This window comes from Brevundimonas fontaquae, from assembly GCF_017086445.1.
GTDB lineage: Bacteria > Pseudomonadota > Alphaproteobacteria > Caulobacterales > Caulobacteraceae > Brevundimonas > Brevundimonas fontaquae.
In genome coordinates this window covers 605485-624029 of sequence record NZ_CP070968.1, presented here as the reverse complement: position 1 = coordinate 624029, position 18545 = coordinate 605485, and the positions used below count along the sequence as shown (strand labels likewise).

Here is an 18545-nt window from a genome sequence, read left to right as displayed (position 1 = left end):
CCGTACGCGCGAAGCCTACGCTCGAGGTAAGCCGTTGGGTACGCGAGGCGACCTGTCACGAGGCTTCGACTGGCTGTGGCCGCTACGAACCCGCAACGTTCCGGGATCGTAGAAGCGCGAGGCCCAGGACTACAATCACCGCCATCGTCACGGCGTAAACGATCACTGGCCAGGCCGTATCGCCATTCAGCAGCGTTACCGCCAACGTGCCGCCAACGCTGACGATCAAGCTCTGGATGCAGAAGTAGAATGCGACGGCTGACCCCGCGATGTCGTCAAACTGCGCGAGAGCGCCGTTGGCGGTTACGGAAACGGTGAGAACGATGCCGACGGCGACAACCCACATTGGCAAGATGAAGCCAAGAAAGGGCGATGAGCCGACAACTTCCCCGATCCCCAGCAAAACAGCGCCACCACCCAGAAATGCCATGCCTCGCACAACACATCCCGCTATGCCCCATCTCCTGACAAAGATACTTGCAAAACGGGTCGTCACGATCATGACCAGCGAGACAGTGGCGAAGGCCAGGCTGAATCCGATCTCGGTGTAGCCAGCTTGACCTATGAGCACCCTAGGAGCCGTCGAAAAGAACACGAAGAAGGAGCCCATGCCGGCGCTGAAGGCGAGGGTGTAGACCCAGAAGGCCGGGCTTGCGAAAATCGGCAACGCGGATCGGCGTATCCTTGTCTGATCCAGAGGACGCGTTTCATGCCAGCGGACGCTTGCGTTCGCTGCGGCCACAAACGCCAATAGAGCAAGCGTGATGAAGATTGCGCGCCAGCCCAGAAACTCGCCGATAACCGCACCACCGATGGGACCGACTGCGGGAACGAACGCCAGCATCGAACTCAGTAGGCCGTAGATGACGACCCCCTCAGTCCTTTTAGCGTACACGTCGCGAACAGTGGCAAACATCGCAACCAGCATCGCCGATGCACCGATGGCCTGCACGACACGGAACGCGACAAACGCAATACCTGTCGTGGACCAGGCCGCAGCGGTCGAGGCAACGGCGAAAAGCATGATGCCGCCTAGGAGTACGGGTCGCCGTCCGATGCGATCCGAGAGAGGACCAAAGATGACCTGGCCGACGCCAAGCATCACCATGTAGAGGCTCAGGGTGAGCTGGATCATGGTGGGTGTCGTGTTCAGAATGCTAGGCATCGCTGGAACGACGGGAAGGTAGATATCCATAGCTAGCGACGCGAGGATGTCGAAAGGCACTAGCAGCAGCAGGGCTGCCGGGAGCGTGTAGGCCCATTCAGGGCGAGTCTTGGTCATGGGAAATTATCCGCTCGATAAGAGATACCGGGCAGCGTCCGCATTTCAGCAATTTGGCTGGACTGGAACTTAAAGAACGCCGCAACAACGAGATTTGTCGTTGCGGCTTACTCGTCCGACGTCTTCAAACCCATGAATGTGATCCCGCTGAAGAATGGATGGACTTCGGTTACCCCACTCTCCTGGCAAGGTCGAGGGGGCGGTCTGTCTGCTCTGCCGTCACACGTCGGAAAATCATGCAGAATCGCTCGCCTTCGTCGACTGGCTGGTCAAAGCGATGCACCCCGCGGTGGCTAGCGACGACGGGTGCCTAACGCAGTTGGTTGCCCGGCCAAGCCTCCTATATCGGGATGGGTCAAACAGACTCGACCTGGAAAGTCACGTCCATGAGCCTGGAAACTGTCAAAGCCTTCTTCGGCGTCCATGCCCCTGAACTCGACGTCATCGAGACCGCGCAAATCTCGGCGACGGTGGCGGAGGCCGCCGCAGCCCATGAGGTAGAGCCCGACCAGATCGCCAAGACTCTGTCGTTCCAGATCGGAGACCGCATCGTTCTGGTGGTCACGTCCGGAACGGTGCGGATCGACAACGCCAAGGCCAAGAGGGTCTTCGGTGCCAAGGCGACGATGCTGGATCGCGATACCGTGGAGCGCGTGACCGGACATCCAGTCGGCGGAGTTTGTCCCTTCGGATTGCCAACGCCGTTGCCCGTCTATTGCGATGTGAGCCTGCGGGCCCACCCCGTGGTGATCGCCGCCGCCGGCGCGGTCAACGCCGCCGTTGGGATTAGTCCGGAACGACTGGCGACGATCACGCAGGCGACGTGGGTCGACGTCTGCCGAAATCCAGATCCGGAAGTCGGCAGCGATGCCCACAAGGCCATCTGATCATGCGTCACGGCTTGGACGGAAATACTGACCCATCCCTCACTCCTGGCTCGGTCGGCCAGGCGTCGGCAAACGTCATGTCCCCGCCCGTCTCCCGAACAGGTCTTTGACGCCCATCCGGTGGGCGGACGTCGATCATCTGACGACCGCTGCCGGACATGGACGCAAGGACCCATAAAATCGGCCTGTGACGCCAAGGCCGGGATCCGGCCGATCGGCAGAAAGCCGTCGGCTCAAACCTCCAGCGGGTCGCAACTCACATCGCCACGGATTCACCGCTGACATAGACCGGTGTGCCGACCTCCGCGCCGTAACGGACCTGGAGCCGCGACGGGCGTCCCATATCGCTACCCTGCAGGATGGTGATCTCGCCTTCCGTCAGAAGACCCGTGTCGCGTAACAGTCCCCCTAGCGCCGCCGCCGCCGCACCGGTCGCCGGATCCTCCGGCACGCCGCCCGAGGCAAAGGCGTTACGCGCGTGAAAGAGCGCCTGGTTCTCGCGCCAGACGAACGCCACCGTCACAAACCCATGACGCCGCATGAACTCACGGCCCGCTTCCAGATCATAATGCATCGTGCTGAGCCGTTCGCGGCTGCTCAGCGCCATGAACAGGTGCCCGGCGCCCGCATTCATGCGTCTCGGCGGAAGGCTCGTATCGAGGTCGTCTCTGGAATAGCCGAACAACGTGAGAGCCTCCTCGATGAGGGAGTCGGGAACGGCCTCGTTGCGGGTCGGAAGGGATCGAAGCGTGGCATAGCCCCGGCCATCCTCTTCTCCCGCCTCCACCTCGATCTCGCCGTCCGCAAGGAACAGGCGATATTGGCCCGCTCCCTTTGCTCTTGCGAGCGCAGCACCCAGGGCGATCGTCGCATGCCCGCAGAAGGGAACCTCGGTCTCGGGGGAATAGTAACGGGTCTTCCAGCCCGCTCCCTGCGGTGCGGCGAACGCGGTTTCGGAAAAGCCCACCTCCGCTGCGATACGCTGCATTTCAGCGGCATCCGGCAGGGTGTCGCCGATGACGACGCCGGCCGGATTCCCGCCGGCTCCGTGATCTGTGAAGGCCGCTATCCGCTGGATCGTTCTCATGGGTATCTCCTTGCTTTCGGAGGAGGATAGTGATCTCAAACGGAAAAGTACCAACGCGACGAAAGGCCGAACGGCTATGATTGGGTCACTTTGGAAAGCTTATGTGCGAAAATGGCTTACATGAGCAGATCAACGTTGGACGACATCGACCGCCGCATCATCGATCTGCTGATCGAAGACTGTCGCATGAGCCTGCGCGCCATCGGCGCGGACGTCGGCCTGACCGCGCCTGCGGTGCGTGATCGCATTCTCAGACTGGAAGATACCGGCGTCATCGAAGCCTTCAGCGTTCGCCTGAATGCGAGAGCGCTGGGCTTTGTGCTCGAAGCCATCCTGACCGTCGAACCCCTGCCGGGCAAACTCGCAGCGGTCGAGCAGGTCCTGCGCGAAATCCCGGAGGTCGTGGATTGTGTCGTCGTCACAGGCGAGGCCTGTTTTGTCTCCCGGTTCGTGCTGAAGGACGTGAGCGACCTGGATCGCCTGCTGGGGCCTCTGCACGACATCGCCCGGACCAGGACGAGCATCGTGCATCGCAAACCCATACCTCCGCGCCGACCGCCCTTCTAAACCGTGCTCCGCCTCACGGCTTGCGGTCCACCACAGGATCTGGACCATCAGCTAATCTTGCCCCGGCAAGGCGCGCCAGGGCGGAGGGTTCATGGCCTGAACGACCCAGTCGGCGAACGCGCGCGACTTCGATGGAAGGCCCGTCCGCGACGGGAGGACGAGATAGATCGCCCCGTCTTCCAGAATCGGGAAGGACGACAGGACCGGAACAAGCGCCCCGGACTCCAGTTCTCGTCCGACGAGCCAGTCCGTGGCGTTGAGAATACCGAGACCCGCCACCGCCGCCGAAACCAGCGCCTCGCCGTCATCGGCCGCGAAAGGGCCTGATACCGAGACGGACCGGGGTCCGCCGCCGTCCGTGAAGAACGGCCAGACGTCCGGCTGGGCGGCACCCGAGAAGCGCAGGCAGGCATGACCCGCCAGGTCCTCGAGGCACTGCGGTTCGCCATGACGCGCGAGATAGGTCGGGGACGCGCACAGCAGACGGCGACGATCGCACAGCTTTCTAGCGATCAACCGGCTGTCCTCCAGAACACCCAGGCGGATGGCGGCATCAAACCCTTCCGCGACCAGGTCGACATAGCGGTTGGCGTATTCCACCTCCGCCGTCACCAGCGGATGGGCGATGAGGAAGTCCGTCAGAATCTGGCTCAGCCACATCCGGCCGAAGCTCGTCGGCAGCGCCAGTCGCAAATGTCCTTGTGGCAGGCCGTGGTTGAGAGCGGCGACGTCCCGCTGGGCGGACTGCAGATCGCGGAGCGCCGGGCGCAACCGTTCCAGATAGAGGCGGCCCGCTTCCGTCAAGGCCAGGCGGCGGGTCGTACGCTCCGCCAGTCTCACTCCCAATTTCTGCTCAAGGGCCTGGACGCGGCGCGACACGACGGTGGGATCTCGACCCAGCCTGAGCCCCGCCGCTGCGAAGGACAGGGTCTCGGCCACCGCCACGAAGGCGGAGATCATGTCCATGTCCGGGAGGCGATCAGATTCCTGCATGGTTCGCAGTATTGACCTGCATTTCCGGCCTATTCCAGGCTTTTCTGATGGGCGCTAGGTCTCCCCTCTTCTCATGGAGACTCGTCGATGCACCTCATTGAACTCACCGGCCCCTCGCTTGATTCCTTCATTCAGCGAGAGGTTCCCGCACCATCCGCACCGCGCCGCGGCGAGGTTCTGGTTCGCATGCGCGCCGCCAGCCTCAACTACCTCGATCTGGCGGTCGCCACCGGCGGCTATCCCGGGATCGTCTACCCCCTGATCCCGGTCGCGGACGGCGCCGGCGAGATCGTAGCCCTTGGGGAGGATGTCGATGCCCTGGCCGTCGGCGACCGGGTCGCCCTGCATTCCAAGCCGCAGTGGATCGACGGACCCGGCACGGCGGCGAGCGTCAATCCGACCCGGGGGGCCAGCCTGCCGGGCGTACTCTCGGAACTGCAGATCGTCGATGCGGCCAGCGTCGTCCGGGCGCCCGCTCATCTCTCCTATCCGGCGATCGCAACCCTGCCCATCGCCGCGACGACCGCCTGGCGCGCCACAGAAGCCGGCGGCCTGAAACCCGGCTCAACGGTCGTCCTTCTCGGAACCGGCGGGGTTTCGATCTTCGCCCTTCAGTTCGCCAAGGCGAGAGGCGCGCGGGTCATCCTCCTGTCCTCTTCAGACGAAAAGCTTGAGCGGGCGCGGGCGCTTGGAGCGGACGACGTCCTGAACTACCGGCAGACCCCGGACTGGGACCGCGCGATCCTGGACCTGACCGATGGAACCGGCGCCGATCTCGTGGTCGAAACCGTAGGCGGGGAGACGTTCGGGCGCTCCATCGCGGCGGTGCGCCACGGAGGGACCGTCTTCACGATCGGCTTCCTGGGCGGGACTTCCGCAGCACTCGATCTCTTGCCGGTGATCAGCAAGGCCGTCCGACTCCAGGGCAGTACGACGGGGTCGGTCGCGCATCTTCGACAGGCGACCGCGGCCCTTGCCGCACACGACATCGCGCCCATCATCGATCGTACCTTCGCCGTGGCCGATCTGGCCGAAGGCTACGCGGGCCTCTCTGCAGGCGGTCATTTCGGAAAGCTGGCGATCGAGTTGAACTGGTGAGGAATGACGCTGCATTCGTCCCGTCACGCTCGCAAGGCGATCGCTTCTCGCGACCGGCCTCGCCGCGCTTGTTGCATCCGTGTGTCGAAGAGCCCTCGCATCTCGCGCCAGACAAGGCCACCGCCGCAAACCCATGAAGTCGCATGAACTCGAAGTCCGATTCCCGGTCATAGCGCATCGCCCACAGCCGTTCGCGGCTATCCAGCGCGATGAACAGAATGCTCGGCGCCGATGAACGGCGTGTCCAGATCGCCCGCGGAATAGCCAAAGAGTCCGAGGGGCGCCGCTTTGCAAGGGGCCGGAAACGGTCACTTTTGGTCGGCGGGCCCGCCGGGTTGCTTGCGTCTCCGCCTGTGCGATGGCGAAGATGATGGCGTTTCCGGCCCTGTAGAACCTTGCTGGTTTGTCTTCCCGGATGACGTCAAGCTTGTTCGCAAGTCGGTCAGGGTGGACGTGGCCTGGCGGAGCCTTTCCGCAGTGAACTGCTCACCTACCCCTGAAAGCCATTCGCGTCGGGCTTGATCGGCATCTGCATAGATTAGGCGTCCCCGCTCTGTAGCATTGATAAGTGGCGCACGTCTGTCTGCAGGGTCATCCTCCCGCTTGAGAACCCCTTGTGCGACCAGGGCATTGACCACGCGCTGAACCGCCTGGCGCGTCACGCCGGTTTCACGGGCGATCTGCGAGACGGTCTTTGAATGATGCCCTGCCCTCATCACCGATCCCAGAATCTGCCAACGAACGCTTGAAAGACCAAGAGGCCCCACCACCGAATCACCTGCGGCGATCAATCGCCCGTTCAAACGGAACACTTCGAGGATCAGGGCTCCAACATCATCTACGACCATACGCGCCTCTCGCTCTTGACAACAGGTTGTCAAATGTTAGCACATTGGAGCATGGGTTGATAAGGAGCGCCTGATGTCGAGTTCGCCGGTTTTCAGGATCGATAAGTTTGTCGTTCCGCCTCGTTCGAGAGATGTCTTTCTCGATCGTCTGCGAATGACGCACCGCTTGCTCGATGAGGCCGATGGATGCGACCAAAACCTCGTTCTGGAGCAAACAGGCGGAGATGGACGCTACAACGTAGTGACGTTCGTTCAATGGCGAGACGCTTCCTGCTATGAAGTCGCCAAGCATAGATCGCACTCTGCACAGACCACCCAAGGATTTGATCCGGCAGCATTCATGGCGGAACTGGGCATTGTAGCCGATCTGGGTGATTACCAAGGCCTGGTGTCGATCAGCACGATCCCGTGAGCCAGCTCGAAACGATAAGGCCCTGACTACCAGATCGGCGGTCGGCGGAGCGGGCGGTCGGAAAAACGAATGTCAGGCACTCGCCTCCGGAGACATGGCTCGCGCCGACGATAGATCCCTCAGATCATCATCATCCCGCCGTCCACGAAATACTGGCTTCCCGTGACATAGCTGGCGTCGTCGCTGAGCAGGAACAGCGCCACAGCCGCCGCTTCGTCTGCGGTTCCGATGCGCCCCAGGGGAACCTGACCGACCGCATTGGCCTCGAAGGCCTGGCGATCCGCCTCGGGCAGGAAATCCCTCAGCCGTGACTCGATGGGACCCGGTATCAAGGCGTTGACGCGGATGCCCCGTGGCGCAAGCGCGGTCGCCCAACTCCTTGTCAGCGCGACAAGCGCCCCTTTGGTCGCCGCATAGGTCGCGGTCGACGCCAGGCCTTCATAAGGAGACACCGAAGAGGTGACGACGATGGACGCGCCGTCATTGAGGCTTGAGGCCAGCGCCGCAAGCTGCAGGACGGGACCCCGAACGTTTGCATTCATCATCGCGTCGAAAAATGCCGCGTCGATCCCTTCGACCGTGTCGGTATCGGCATAGCCGGCGTTCAACCAAAGACCGTCGAGCCGGCCCCAGTTTTTCACGGTGGCTGCCAGATCGAGGGCGGCCTGCGGATCGGCGGCGTCATTGGCAAAGGCGAGGGTGTCGCCGCCGAGATGTTCCGCTGCCGCCGCGATACGGCCGCTATCGACGCCCGTGACGGTAACGCTCCCGCGCTCGGATCTTATGCGCCGGGCGCCCGCGAGCCCGATCCCGCTCGTGCCGCCGGTGATGAGGATGCGTTTGTCCGTAAATCGCGTCATGTCGTGCTCCAGTTCGCAGCAAACATGACGCCTCCCATTGGCCAGCAGAAGCCCTATAAAGGCGCATGAGGTGGTGAGGAGAATACGACAATGCCTGAGTTGGACCTTCCAGACCTGGCCCTGTTCGTCGCGGTGGCGCGCCGCCGCAGTTTTGCCCGGGTGGCCGCCGAACGGGGGATTTCGCGCTCGGCGGTCAGTCATGCGATGCGGACGCTCGAAGCCCGGCTCGGCGTCCGACTGCTCAACCGCACGACGCGCAGCGTAACGCCCACCGAGATCGGCGCATCGCTGCTTTCACGTCTCGAACCGGCCATCGGCGCGGTCGCCGACGCGCTCGAAGCGGTCAACGCCTATCGCGATACCCCCATGGGCACACTGAAGCTGAACATGCCGCGTGGGGCGGCGCAGCCTGTGGCCTCGCTCATCGGCCCCTTCCTTCGCGCGAACCCCGCCATCCGGCTCGAGATCGTGACGGATGACGGCTTCGTGGATATCGTCCGGGACGGTTTCGATGCGGGCGTTCGTTTCGGGGAGAGCCTGTCGCGCGATATGGTTGCGATCCCCCTGGGGCCGCCGCAGCGGTTCGCGGTGGTCGGATCGCCCGACTATTTTACGCGCTATCCCGTTCCGCAAACCCCCGAGGCTCTTTCCGTCCATGACTGTATCGGACGACGTTTCCCGGCCGGCGCGCTGTATGCCTGGGAGTTGGAGAAGGACGGGCGGAGCCTGAATGTCGCCGTCGAGGGCAGCACCGTCTTCGACGACAACGGACTGATCCTCGCCGCTGCACGCGAAGGGCTGGGCCTGGCCCAGGTGTTCGAACACGAAGTCGCGGAGGATCTGAAATCCGGCACCCTGATCCGGGTGCTGGAGGACTGGTGCCCGTCGTTTCCCGGATACCATTTCTACTATCCCGGTGGTCGTCAGACGCCTGGCCCGCTGCGCGCCCTGATCGACTTCATCAATAAGGAGGTCAAAAGACATCGCCTATGAGTTGCCTGAAAAGCCGGGCTGATATGGATGCTGTCGGCGAGATTCACGCCATCGAAGGCGTCTCCGCCTGTTGTTCGAGAGCGAGACTATGACGGTTACCCTCTATGCCGGAGCCGCCGGGGACCGGAACCTGCGCGCGATGCGCGGATCCGTCGAACTGGGCTCGGTGATCGCGCAATCCTACGGGGTGGCCGCCGACATTGTGGGCGAGGCCGCCGCAGTCATCGAAGGCGGCTGGGCGGCTCAACTGAGTGCGGCACTCCCAAACCTGAGATCACTTGCGGTCAAGATCGCTCAACGTCTCGACAACGGCGAGCCCCTTGTCCTGACGACGGGACGTTGCGCGGCCAGCCTTGCGACCCTGCCGATGGTCGCACAACGGTATCCAGACGCGGCCATCGTCTGGTTCGATGCCCACGGCGACAGCAACCTGCCGGACGGACCAGGCGCGACCGAGGCGAGCTATCTGGGCGGCATGGTGATCACGGGCGCGGCCGGCGAGTGGAGGACCGGGCTGGGCGAGGGATTGAACCTTGCGAATGTCATCCTTGTGGGAGCCCGCGACCTGGACCCGCCTGAGCAGGCCCGCATCGACGCGGGGGAAATCAGCCTCGTACCGCCCGGCGCCGAACTGGGGTTGAGGCTCAGGGAGGCCATCAGAGGACGACAGCTCTACATTCACCTCGACTGTGATGTTCTCACAGCCGGACTGCTGGCGACCGAGTACCAGGTCGCCGGAGGCCTCCAGTGGCGTGACTTGCTGGAGGCCTTTGAGGTTCTCGCCGACCACGACGTGCTGGGATTGGAGATCGCCGAATACGAAGCGTCATGGCCCGACGGCAGGCCCAATGACCCAAACCCGCTTCTCGCGGCGATCCAGCCTGTCCTGCGCCGTATGCTCGGCGGTGGAGACGATCAACACGCCACGTGAAGCCTGAGAGACCCTCAACCCGGCATCTGAAGGCGCAGTCCCTGTCTCTCAACCTCCAGGCCGGCGTTTTCACATCTTCACTCTCGGATCCGGTCCGGCTCGCCCCAGAGGCACTCAGCCGAGGTCAAGACCGTTCACCCTCGCGAGCCTGGATGTGAACGGGGGCTGATTGAGTGTCGGCGGCGGGCGTCGTCTCTGGGCCTGTAATCCGCCAGCCCGGCGTTCAGGTTCAACGAAGGTCCTCGTCGTCCCTTCAGCCCACCGATACATAAGCAGGCAGACTGACATGGGTCGCGAAACCGGAGGCTTAACGTCCCGCCCAGCAGAGCCAGATCGCCGCCGTCCAGGAGAAATCGTCGCCGCCCGTCGGAGCGCCGGAGGTGGGATCGAAGGCTTCGTAAAACCCTGAGGTCTGGATCAGGTCGCGTGTGTCGCGCCGGACCCTTTCGGCCATGGCGCCATGTCCGGTCTCGGCAAGCCCCTGACCGATCATGTAGTTGACCACCGCCCAGACGGGCCCGCGCCAGTACCGCATCATGTCGAAGCCGGGGTCGGCGGGATCAAGGCTCGGCGTGAGGTATCTGACCCGCGCGCCGATCCTGTCGAGATGGCCGAGAAGTCGCGCGTCACGGTCGGGGTGTTTCAGTCCCGCGTAGAAGCTGAGGAAGGAGGCGCTGGTGATGAAGCCCGACGGTTCTCCCGTCAGGAGATCGCGCGAGCCATAGGCCCCGACCTCTTCGTTCCAGAGCCAGTCCACGCCCTGTTCCGCCAGGGCGATGCGCTCGCGCAGATCGCTGGCGTCATCCTGACGCCCCAGAGCCTCGGCAAGAGCCAGCAGATCCCGGTCGGCGCGCAGCAGGATCATGGTCAGGCCGACATCAGCGACCTGGAATGGATTCTCCGCAGCAATGCGACCGTGGTCCCAGCCCCGTTCCCGACCGAAGTCGAGCAGGGCGACGTATCGGTCGTATTCGAGTGCGGTCGGCCGCATCGAGGCGTCGAGATGGCTGGTGTCACGACGGACGTAGGGGGCGACGTCAGAGGCGTCGATCGCAGCGCCGGGTCGGTCCCATTCGGGCGCATTGTCCCGACCGGTCTCCCAAGGATGTAAGGCAACCACCAGCCCCTGGCCGGAACGATCGCGATATCGCCAGAACCACCGGTGCCAAGCCATCAGCTTGGGGAACAGAGCCTCGAGCCTGGGCCGATCCGCCACGCCGCCCTGATCCCACAAGGCCCGCACGACAGTCGCCGCCACCGGCGGCTGGGTGATGCCGGAGGTCAGGGGATCCGTGCCCGAGGCCCACCGCTCCGGACCGGGGAAATAGCCGGGGTCGTCCTGCCAGAAGACGATGTGCGGCAGGAAGCCGTCCGTCCACTGGGCCTTGAACAGGGTCTCGATCTCGACCCAGGCGCGATCCCGGTCGAAGGTAGCGAAGCCAAGCGCCACGAAGGCGGAATCCCAGTTCCACTGGAAGGGATAGACCCGGCCGTTGGGGACGGTGTAGCCGCCGCGATCGTTCGCGATCAGGATGTTTCGGGCTTCCTCGTCACGCATGGTCATCTCCGGGAGACCTGAAAAAAGGGGAGGACGCGGACGCCCTCCCCAGTCGGCTCAGGGTGGACTGGATCAGAAACTGTAGGTCAGGCGCACCGTGTAGCGTCGGGGCAGGACGGGCCGGCCGATGAAATAGGCGCCGGCGCTGACCTGGGCGGGGCCCTGGCGGGGCGAGCCCTCGGTAATGCCCTGGTCGTCGAGGACGTTGAACACGTCCAGGCCGAGGCGAAGCGAACGCCCGTCGGCGCGTTCCAGGGTATAGCCCAGATCGGCGCGCACGACGTTGAAGCCGTCCAGTTCGATCGCATTCGAGGGGTCTGTGAAGTTCGAGCCCGTGTAGTTGGTATAGACCGACCCGTCCCAGGCGCCGTCGTCGTAATAAAGGCCCGCGTTGTAGAGGAAACTCGGCTGACGGGGCTCCTCGTTGCCGATGAAGGTCGGAGACGAATCGTAGTCCGTGTATTCGTGGTGGATCAGCGAGACATTGCCGCGGAAGGACAGATTGTCGATCAGTCGAACATCCAGCACCCCTTCCAGGCCATAGGCCTCGGTCGAGACGACGCTGACGACCTCGGCGAGAGCGCCGCCGCCTGTGTTCAGGAACTGGACGGTTCGACGATCCTTCAGGTCGTTGTAGAAAACCGACACAGACCCCGAGACCCGACCGCCCGAATATTTGACGCCGGCCTCGGCCTGCCGGATCACTTCAGGCTCGTAGGACTGCACCTCGCCCAGGGCGTTGAAGGCGACGGTATTGAGAGCCGGGAAGAAATACCCACGACTGGCATTGGCATAGAGACTCACATCCGGCGTCAACCGGTAGAGGGCGCCAGCCGCCAAGGCCCAGGAGTCGGTCTCGACCTTGCCGGTCATATAGCTTCCGGTCCCCCAGACCACATCGCGCAGGGCCGTCGACAGGTTGGGGGTCGTGGTGTCGGTGACATAGGTCGCCGTGCGTTCGCGCCGCAGGTCGCCTGTCGTCCGCTCGATCCGGCCTCCGATGTCGATGATCAGCCGGTCGCGTTCGATCTGGTCGGCAAAATACAGGGCGTAGCGCTCGGCGCTGTGGCGGTTGTTCACATAGCCGACGCCCGCGTTCACCAGGCCGTTGTTGGACACGATCGTCGGCGCCCCCAAGGCGTCGCGGACCGTCAGATTGATCAGCCGGGGCGTGTTGTTGAAGGCCGCCAGATAGCTTGTGGTGATCACATTGTCTGTCGCCTCCGCGCTGGCTGCGAAGCCGCCGAAGGTGAAGTTGTGATCGAAGCCGCCCGCGCTGACGCGGCGGGTGACGTTTAATTCTGCAGTCACGTCCTCCATCGGACGGATCCGGTCCTGGATGCGGTTGGCGAAAAGCAGGACACTGGCCGGCACGACCGAACCATCGTCGGCATAGGTGTAGGTGGCATTGGTCGGCAGGCCGCGGTTCGCCAGGAAGGCGGCCTGGGTCTCAGGTGTGTTGACCACCCCGTCCCCATCCAGGAAGAACCCGAACCTGTGTTTGTAGGACGAGTATTTGAGGTTGGCGTTGACGCCCCAGCCCGAGTCGAGTTCGCGCCGGAAGACCGCGGCGACCTGCCCGCCTCTCGTCTCGACCCCCTTGGCGATATCGGTGCGGAAGACGCCGTTGGGGGTATTGAAGGCGAGATTGCGGACCTGTGACGTCTGCACGGAATAGAGGGTCTCTCCGTCACTGCCGGCCACGCGCTCACGGTTGGTGCTGCTCAAGGGGATGGGCAGATAGAACTGCACGCTGTCGTCGATGTACTGGCCATAGAGGGTGAAGGAGCCCGTGCCGTCGCTGAATTCCTTCTTGAGGTTGCCCCGCACCTGACCACCGCGCGTGGGCAGCCCCGTATCGATCGGTCCTTCGTCGTTCCTGTAGTAGCCCGAAGCGGCGTAGTAGAGGCCTCCGCCCAGCGGACCGCTGAGGGCTCCATCCACACGGACCCGGCCTTCCGTGGCCCCCTCGATCTGGGCCACGCCATGGGTCTCGTCATCGCCGGTCTTGGAAATGTAGTTGATCAGGCCCGCCACCGAGCCCTGACCGAACAGGTTGGAGACGCCGCCACGCACAAACTCCAGTCTCTCGATGCCGAGATCGTTGCGGTAGTAGACGTCGAAGGCCGAGGAGTTGAGGCCGAAGGCGCTCATCACCGGGATGCCATCGTACTGCAACGGCGTGAGCTGATAGGTGCCCGAGACCGGCAACCCCTTGACGAAGACATTGACCGCCACCTCGCCGCCCCCGCCTTCCGCCTTGACGGAAGGGACGGTGTTGAGGATGTCGGCCTGGCTGCTCGAGGTCGCCCGCTGCAGGGCCTCGCTGTTCAGACTGGTGACCGCCAGCGGGGTGACCAGGGCGGCGCGGGCCCGACTGGTGCCGGTGACGATGATATCTTCAACCGTCGCGGCGGGGTCCTCGGACGTCGGAACTTGCGAAGGCGGCGTCGCGGTCTGGGCGAAGGCCGTCGCGGGGAGGGCTGCGCCGAGCAGCAACAGGCTGCGCAAGCCGAGCGAGAGTCCGCGCAAGGATCTATTGGTCATGGTCCCCTCCCAAGGGCGTCCGTCCGTGTTCGTCGTGAACTGGTCTTCGCCATCGCTCGCCGTTCCGAAGACGGCGGCGTCACGACCTCACCCTGAAATGACCTAGGGATTTCCAGAAGGCCGGATATCAGGAACACTGTGTTCCAGCTCGCACAACGAAGGGCCCCAAAGACGACCTGGCCGTCAGCCCTGATGCGTTCAGACGGCCTGCTGAACGGCGTAGCTGTCCTCAAGCATGCGGTAGCGGGCGATCAGTCCGTCATGGACGGTGATATCGAACGCAAACTCGGTTTCGATGACCTTTCCCGTGGCCTTCACCCGGGAGGCGAGATCCCCGAGAACGACGACGGTGTCGTCCGCCGACAGGATGGTGCGAACCTCGAATCTCAGGGGCTCGATGGCTTCGCGAAGTTCACGGTAGAAGGCCGCCACCTCGGCCTTGCCGCGACGAGGGCCGATATAGGACACGCGCTCGGTGTTACCGGCGATGTTCCAGTCGATTGCCTCGGAGAACAAGGCCATGATGCCGGACAATGCTTCTGTGTATTCGGGGTTGGCGTAGAAGTCGGAGACCGCGTCCAGATAGCGCTCGACGACCGATCTGGGCGTCATATCCACCGCACCCTCGCCTTGGAACTGGCGCAGGAGCCGTGTGTCGGCGCCGGTGAAGTCCGGATCGACATAGATGGACAGGCCGGAGATCAGGTCGCCATCGAACTCGAACAGGTTGCAGAAGCGTCCCTCGGAGGTCACGCCGTCGGGCCATGATATCCCATCGCTTGTGACGCCCCGTTCGCGTCCCTCGACGGCGATGCGGTCGCCCGCAGCGGTGAACTTCAGCCCGGCGATGTCGTGCTCCAGGCTCCGCAGGTGGCGCTGGAGACCTTCGCCGAAACGAGCCAATGCCGGCTTGCCATGCGCGCTTCCGAACTTGGGAAAGAAGAACTCCACGTCATCGGTGAACAGGTCGGACAGGCTTGGGTCGCGCCCGTCCACTTTCCTAAAATAGGTGCGGATGATGCCAATGCGCTTTGCCGTGACGGGACCGATCATCGCTTGCGGCCTTTCCTAATTCTGTAAACCTGCATACAGATATCCCACGGACGTCGAGGCTGCGTCAAGATTGTGTAGCAGAGAATACAAAAGGTGATGCGTGGCAGTCAGAGGCAGACCGCGGAGCTTCGACCGGATGGCCGCTCTGGAACAGGCCATGCGGGTGTTCTGGGCCAAGGGTTATGAAGGCGCCCAGCTCGCCGACCTCATAGCGGCGATGGGCATCAACCCGCCGAGTTTCTACGCGGCGTTCCAGTCCAAGGCGGCGATCTATCGCGAGGCGATCGCCCTCTATCTGTCGACGTCCGGGGCGGGCAGTATGACCGCCCTGCATGAGCCTCCTCTGACCAGGGACGCGATCAGGGCGATGCTGCTGGCCAGTGTGGAGGTCGCTCTCGCCAGTCCGACAGCGGGCGGGTGTATGGTCAGTCTGGGCATGGTCAACGCTTCCAGTTCGAACGCATCTCTGCGCGACGATCTGCGTGCCCTGCGCCGCGAGACGACACGGCTTATCCGCGAACGGCTGGATAGGGGCGTTCTGGACGGGGATCTCCCCACTGACCTCGACACCGGAAGACTGGCATTATTCTATTCCACGATCGTCCAGGGACTTTCGCTTCAGGCCCAGGACGGAGCCTCGCGCGATGAGCTCGTCGGCATCGTGGACATGGCGATGAGGGCGCTCTGACCCGTCGACATAACAGCCGTCCGGCTTCGCATCTCATCCGGGATAGCGACGAGTGGCCCTTATGACCTCCGGATTTTTGAACCAACGCGCACGGACAAATCTGGAGCCTATGCAGGCGGTGTCGGCTCACTATTGACCCGTCGGCAGGCCTTGGAAGTGAACGACCGTCTCGTCCAGTTGCACCCACCCGTGTTTCGTTTCCTCAAAGACGGACAAGGTTGGCGCCGGGAAGGACGGGTCCGCGAAAGCGCCTACGGCGATCCCGATGACAGAGGGCGACGCCTCAGCCCTCCAATAGACGGTCGAACCGCATATTTGACAAAAGTGCATTCGGACCTTGCGACCACTGTCTGCCGTTCGAACGTATGCCGTGGAGGGGCCGGAGATCGTGACACAGTCGACAGAGTAGAATGCGTTGGCACTGAAAGGCGCTCCCGTCCTTTTCTGGCACGCCAGGCAATGGCAGATTGCCGTAAGTTGCGGTGGCTGGCTTGAACGCACTTCAAGAGAGCCACAGGCGCATTGAGCCTTATCCATAGTAAATACTCCCCCGGTTTCCACAGGTCTGCTCGGTCAAATTTTGAGCTGATTTTCTGGCCGTCGCGGTAAGGGTGATAGCCACGCACGAAGATCATCTTGAGCATGAACTTGCGTATGCGAGGAAATAGATATCCGGTTCGAATTCGCCGAAATCAAGGCGGAACCGATTTCGTCGGACTGAGAGGCGGCGTAAACCGAAACGCTCACAGATCGGAACATCATCATGTGATGACGGGCACCGTCGCCTTCCGGTCGCGATGGCCGTGACGTGACAGTTCGGCCTGCGCGATCTGCACAATCTGCATCAGATCCGACTGGCTGGCGCCGTCCTGGGCCTGGACCGACATGCCCTGGATGATCGCGCCCATGAAGCGCGCGAGTGCACCGGTATCCGCATCCGGCTCCAGATCGCCCTGGACGATACCGCGCTCCAGTCGAGCCTCGAATGCCGCCAAAGTGTCGCTACGGAGCGCCGCAACCTTCAGCGCCAGTGGGCGGTGCTCCTCGGCACAGGCCAGGGTGGCGGTCGAGATCATGCAGCCCTTGGGCTGATCAGACCGGGTGAACTCCAGGGCGCTCTCGGTCAGGATGCGCACAAAGGCGCCGATGGCCGTCGGTTCCTCGGCAAGCGCTCGCGCGGTATAGGCTCCGATGCTCGTCTGATACGCGTCGAGCGCCTCTTCGTAGAGGGCGGCCTTCGACCCGAACGCGGCATAAAGGCTCTGTGCCGTGATGCCCATTGCGGCGGTCAGATCGACGATCGACGCCCCTTCATAACCCAGCCTCCAGAAGGTCAGAGCCGCCGCATACAAGGCTTTGTCCCGGGCGAACGCCCTCGGGCGACCTCTGGCTCTGGCTGTTTGAGGGGCATTTATCACAACGATTGCTCTTGAATTGTCCAAGTCGCCCCCATATTCGGGATCGATCGTTATGATATAGGGAGATTTTACTCGTGCTCCAGCCTCTCGTTTGCGCCGTCCTGGCGATGGCGACGCCCGCCTATGCGGCCGTGCTCCAGATCGCCCCCACTGAAACGCGCCAAGCCGCTCGTATCATGGCGACGGCTCGCCTGGACGCCGTCATCGACCGTGCGATCGCCGAGAAGCGGATCGTCGGGACGGTTGTCCTGGTGATGCAGGATGGCGCGGTGGTCTATCAGCGCGCAGCGGGGTTCGCCGATCGTGACGCCAGAACGCCGATGCGGTCGGACACGATCTTTCGCCTGGCGTCTATATCCAAGCCGATCGTCTCGGTGGCCCTGATGCGGCTGGTCGAGGAGGGACGCCTCAGTCTGGACGATCCTGTGACGCGCTGGCTGCCCGATTTTCAGCCACACATGCCGGACGGGACGACGCCGGTCATCACCCTGCGCCAGTTGCTGACGCACAGTTCGGGCCTGAGCTATCGCTTCATCGAACCCGCCGGCAGCGCCTATGACCGATTGAACGTATCGGACGGGCTTGATCAGCCCGGGCTCGGGCTCGCCGAGAATCTCAAACGGCTGGAACAGGCGCCGCTGGTCTATCCGCCCGGGACCTCATGGCGCTATTCGCTCGGGATCGACGTCCTGGGCGGCGTGATCGCCAAAGCTTCGGGAAAAAGCCTTCCAGAGATCGTGGCGGAAACCGTCACAGGTCCGCTCGGCATGGAGGACACCGGGTTTTCCGTCAGAGAGCCGGAGCGACTTGCGACCCCCTATGCGGACGGAACCCCGCAACCGGAGGAGATCACCGACGGCATGGCCGTGCCCCTGGGCGATGGAGTGGTCCGCTTCGCACCCGGTCGTGCCCTCGATCCGTCATCCTACCCGTCGGGTGGTGGCGGGATGGTCGGGACGGCCGACGACATCGTGCGTTTCCTCGAAGCGGTCCGCACCGGCGGTGGGCCAATCCTTGCACCATCCACGGTCGCGGACATGATGACCGACCACATCGGTCCGAGCGCCCAGACCCAGGGACCGGGTTGGGGCTTCGGCTATGGTTGGGCCGTCCTCGACGATCCCGAAGTCGGGCACACACCACAAGCCAAAGGCACGATCCAGTGGGGCGGCGCCTATGGCCACAGCTGGTTCGTCGATCCCGTCCACAGACTGACTGTCGTGGCCCTGACGAACACCACGTTCGAAGGCATGTCGGGCGCCTTTCCGGGCGAGGTCCGCGACGCCGTCTATGGCGGAGCGGTGGATTAGGCCTGGCCTGACC

18 protein-coding genes are annotated in these 18545 nt (G+C 63.4%); 8 read left to right on the top strand and 10 right to left on the bottom strand.

Annotated elements, in window-relative coordinates:
* Window positions 1-82: 82 nt before the first annotated feature.
* Window positions 83-1282 (bottom strand): chloramphenicol/florfenicol efflux MFS transporter FloR, encoded by a 1200-nt coding sequence (gene floR, locus JX001_RS02925; RefSeq protein WP_205682223.1) that lies wholly within the window; start codon window positions 1280-1282, stop codon window positions 83-85.
* A gap of 350 nt (window positions 1283-1632) precedes the next feature.
* On the opposite strand from floR, the gene JX001_RS02920 reads away from it, so the two are divergent.
* Window positions 1633-2169, top strand: coding sequence for a YbaK/EbsC family protein (locus JX001_RS02920; protein WP_241004730.1), 537 nt, complete (start codon window positions 1633-1635; stop codon window positions 2167-2169).
* 256 nt (window positions 2170-2425) lie between these two features.
* Here JX001_RS02920 and JX001_RS02915 read toward each other — a convergent pair whose 3' ends face one another.
* Window positions 2426-3256, bottom strand: a complete 831-nt coding sequence (locus JX001_RS02915) for a PhzF family phenazine biosynthesis protein (RefSeq protein ID WP_205682222.1) — start codon at window positions 3254-3256, stop codon at window positions 2426-2428.
* 120 nt (window positions 3257-3376) lie between these two features.
* On the opposite strand from JX001_RS02915, the gene JX001_RS02910 reads away from it, so the two are divergent.
* The gene (locus tag JX001_RS02910) at window positions 3377-3823 is read left to right on the top strand and encodes an Lrp/AsnC family transcriptional regulator (RefSeq protein ID WP_205682221.1); all 447 of its coding nucleotides are present in this window, start codon (window positions 3377-3379) and stop codon (window positions 3821-3823) included.
* 51 nt (window positions 3824-3874) lie between these two features.
* On the opposite strand, the gene JX001_RS02905 is transcribed toward JX001_RS02910, so the two are convergent.
* The gene (locus JX001_RS02905) at window positions 3875-4783 is read right to left on the bottom strand and encodes a LysR family transcriptional regulator (protein WP_205682220.1); all 909 of its coding nucleotides are present in this window, start codon (window positions 4781-4783) and stop codon (window positions 3875-3877) included.
* Window positions 4784-4903: 120 nt separating this feature from the next.
* Here JX001_RS02905 and JX001_RS02900 point away from each other — a divergent pair, with 120 nt between their 5' ends.
* The gene (locus tag JX001_RS02900; RefSeq protein ID WP_205682219.1) at window positions 4904-5914 is read left to right on the top strand and encodes a zinc-dependent alcohol dehydrogenase family protein; all 1011 of its coding nucleotides are present in this window, start codon (window positions 4904-4906) and stop codon (window positions 5912-5914) included.
* A 308-nt stretch (window positions 5915-6222) separates the two neighbouring features.
* On the opposite strand, the gene JX001_RS02895 is transcribed toward JX001_RS02900, so the two are convergent.
* A complete protein-coding gene (locus tag JX001_RS02895; protein ID WP_205682218.1) occupies window positions 6223-6762 on the bottom strand; it encodes a MarR family winged helix-turn-helix transcriptional regulator in 540 nt (179 codons plus the stop codon).
* Window positions 6763-6835: 73 nt separating this feature from the next.
* On the opposite strand from JX001_RS02895, the gene JX001_RS02890 reads away from it, so the two are divergent.
* Complete coding sequence (locus JX001_RS02890) at window positions 6836-7174, top strand: antibiotic biosynthesis monooxygenase family protein (protein ID WP_205682217.1); 339 nt, start codon at window positions 6836-6838, stop codon at window positions 7172-7174.
* Between the two features lie 119 nt (window positions 7175-7293).
* Here JX001_RS02890 and JX001_RS02885 read toward each other — a convergent pair whose 3' ends face one another.
* A complete protein-coding gene (locus JX001_RS02885; protein ID WP_205682216.1) occupies window positions 7294-8034 on the bottom strand; it encodes an SDR family oxidoreductase in 741 nt (246 codons plus the stop codon).
* Between the two features lie 132 nt (window positions 8035-8166).
* Between JX001_RS02885 and JX001_RS02880 the strand changes: the two genes are divergently transcribed.
* On the top strand, window positions 8167-9027 hold the full coding sequence (locus JX001_RS02880; protein ID WP_241004729.1) for a LysR family transcriptional regulator: 861 nt from the start codon (window positions 8167-8169) through the stop codon (window positions 9025-9027).
* Window positions 9028-9115: 88 nt separating this feature from the next.
* Window positions 9116-9958, top strand: coding sequence for an arginase family protein (locus JX001_RS02875; protein WP_205682214.1), 843 nt, complete (start codon window positions 9116-9118; stop codon window positions 9956-9958).
* A gap of 307 nt (window positions 9959-10265) precedes the next feature.
* Here JX001_RS02875 and JX001_RS02870 read toward each other — a convergent pair whose 3' ends face one another.
* The 3 genes from JX001_RS02870 to JX001_RS02860 form a co-directional block, all read right to left on the bottom strand.
* Window positions 10266-11516 (bottom strand): MGH1-like glycoside hydrolase domain-containing protein, encoded by a 1251-nt coding sequence (locus tag JX001_RS02870; RefSeq protein WP_205682213.1) that lies wholly within the window; start codon window positions 11514-11516, stop codon window positions 10266-10268.
* Window positions 11517-11588: 72 nt separating this feature from the next.
* Entirely contained in the window at window positions 11589-14063 is a 2475-nt protein-coding gene (locus tag JX001_RS02865) for a TonB-dependent receptor (protein WP_205682212.1), read from the bottom strand.
* A 198-nt stretch (window positions 14064-14261) separates the two neighbouring features.
* Window positions 14262-15116, bottom strand: coding sequence for a nuclear transport factor 2 family protein (locus JX001_RS02860; RefSeq protein ID WP_205682211.1), 855 nt, complete (start codon window positions 15114-15116; stop codon window positions 14262-14264).
* 136 nt (window positions 15117-15252) lie between these two features.
* Here JX001_RS02860 and JX001_RS02855 point away from each other — a divergent pair, with 136 nt between their 5' ends.
* Window positions 15253-15804, top strand: coding sequence for a TetR/AcrR family transcriptional regulator (locus JX001_RS02855; RefSeq protein ID WP_205682210.1), 552 nt, complete (start codon window positions 15253-15255; stop codon window positions 15802-15804).
* Between the two features lie 129 nt (window positions 15805-15933).
* On the opposite strand, the gene JX001_RS16440 is transcribed toward JX001_RS02855, so the two are convergent.
* Together JX001_RS16440 and JX001_RS02845 are read right to left on the bottom strand one after the other, a co-directional pair.
* Window positions 15934-16341: a GFA family protein gene (locus JX001_RS16440; protein ID WP_205682209.1), complete on the bottom strand. Its 408-nt coding sequence runs from the start codon at window positions 16339-16341 to the stop codon at window positions 15934-15936.
* 224 nt (window positions 16342-16565) lie between these two features.
* Entirely contained in the window at window positions 16566-17222 is a 657-nt protein-coding gene (locus JX001_RS02845) for a TetR/AcrR family transcriptional regulator (RefSeq protein ID WP_241004815.1), read from the bottom strand.
* Window positions 17223-17296: 74 nt separating this feature from the next.
* On the opposite strand from JX001_RS02845, the gene JX001_RS02840 reads away from it, so the two are divergent.
* Window positions 17297-18532: a serine hydrolase domain-containing protein gene (locus JX001_RS02840; protein WP_241004728.1), complete on the top strand. Its 1236-nt coding sequence runs from the start codon at window positions 17297-17299 to the stop codon at window positions 18530-18532.
* Window positions 18533-18545 lie beyond the last annotated feature (13 nt).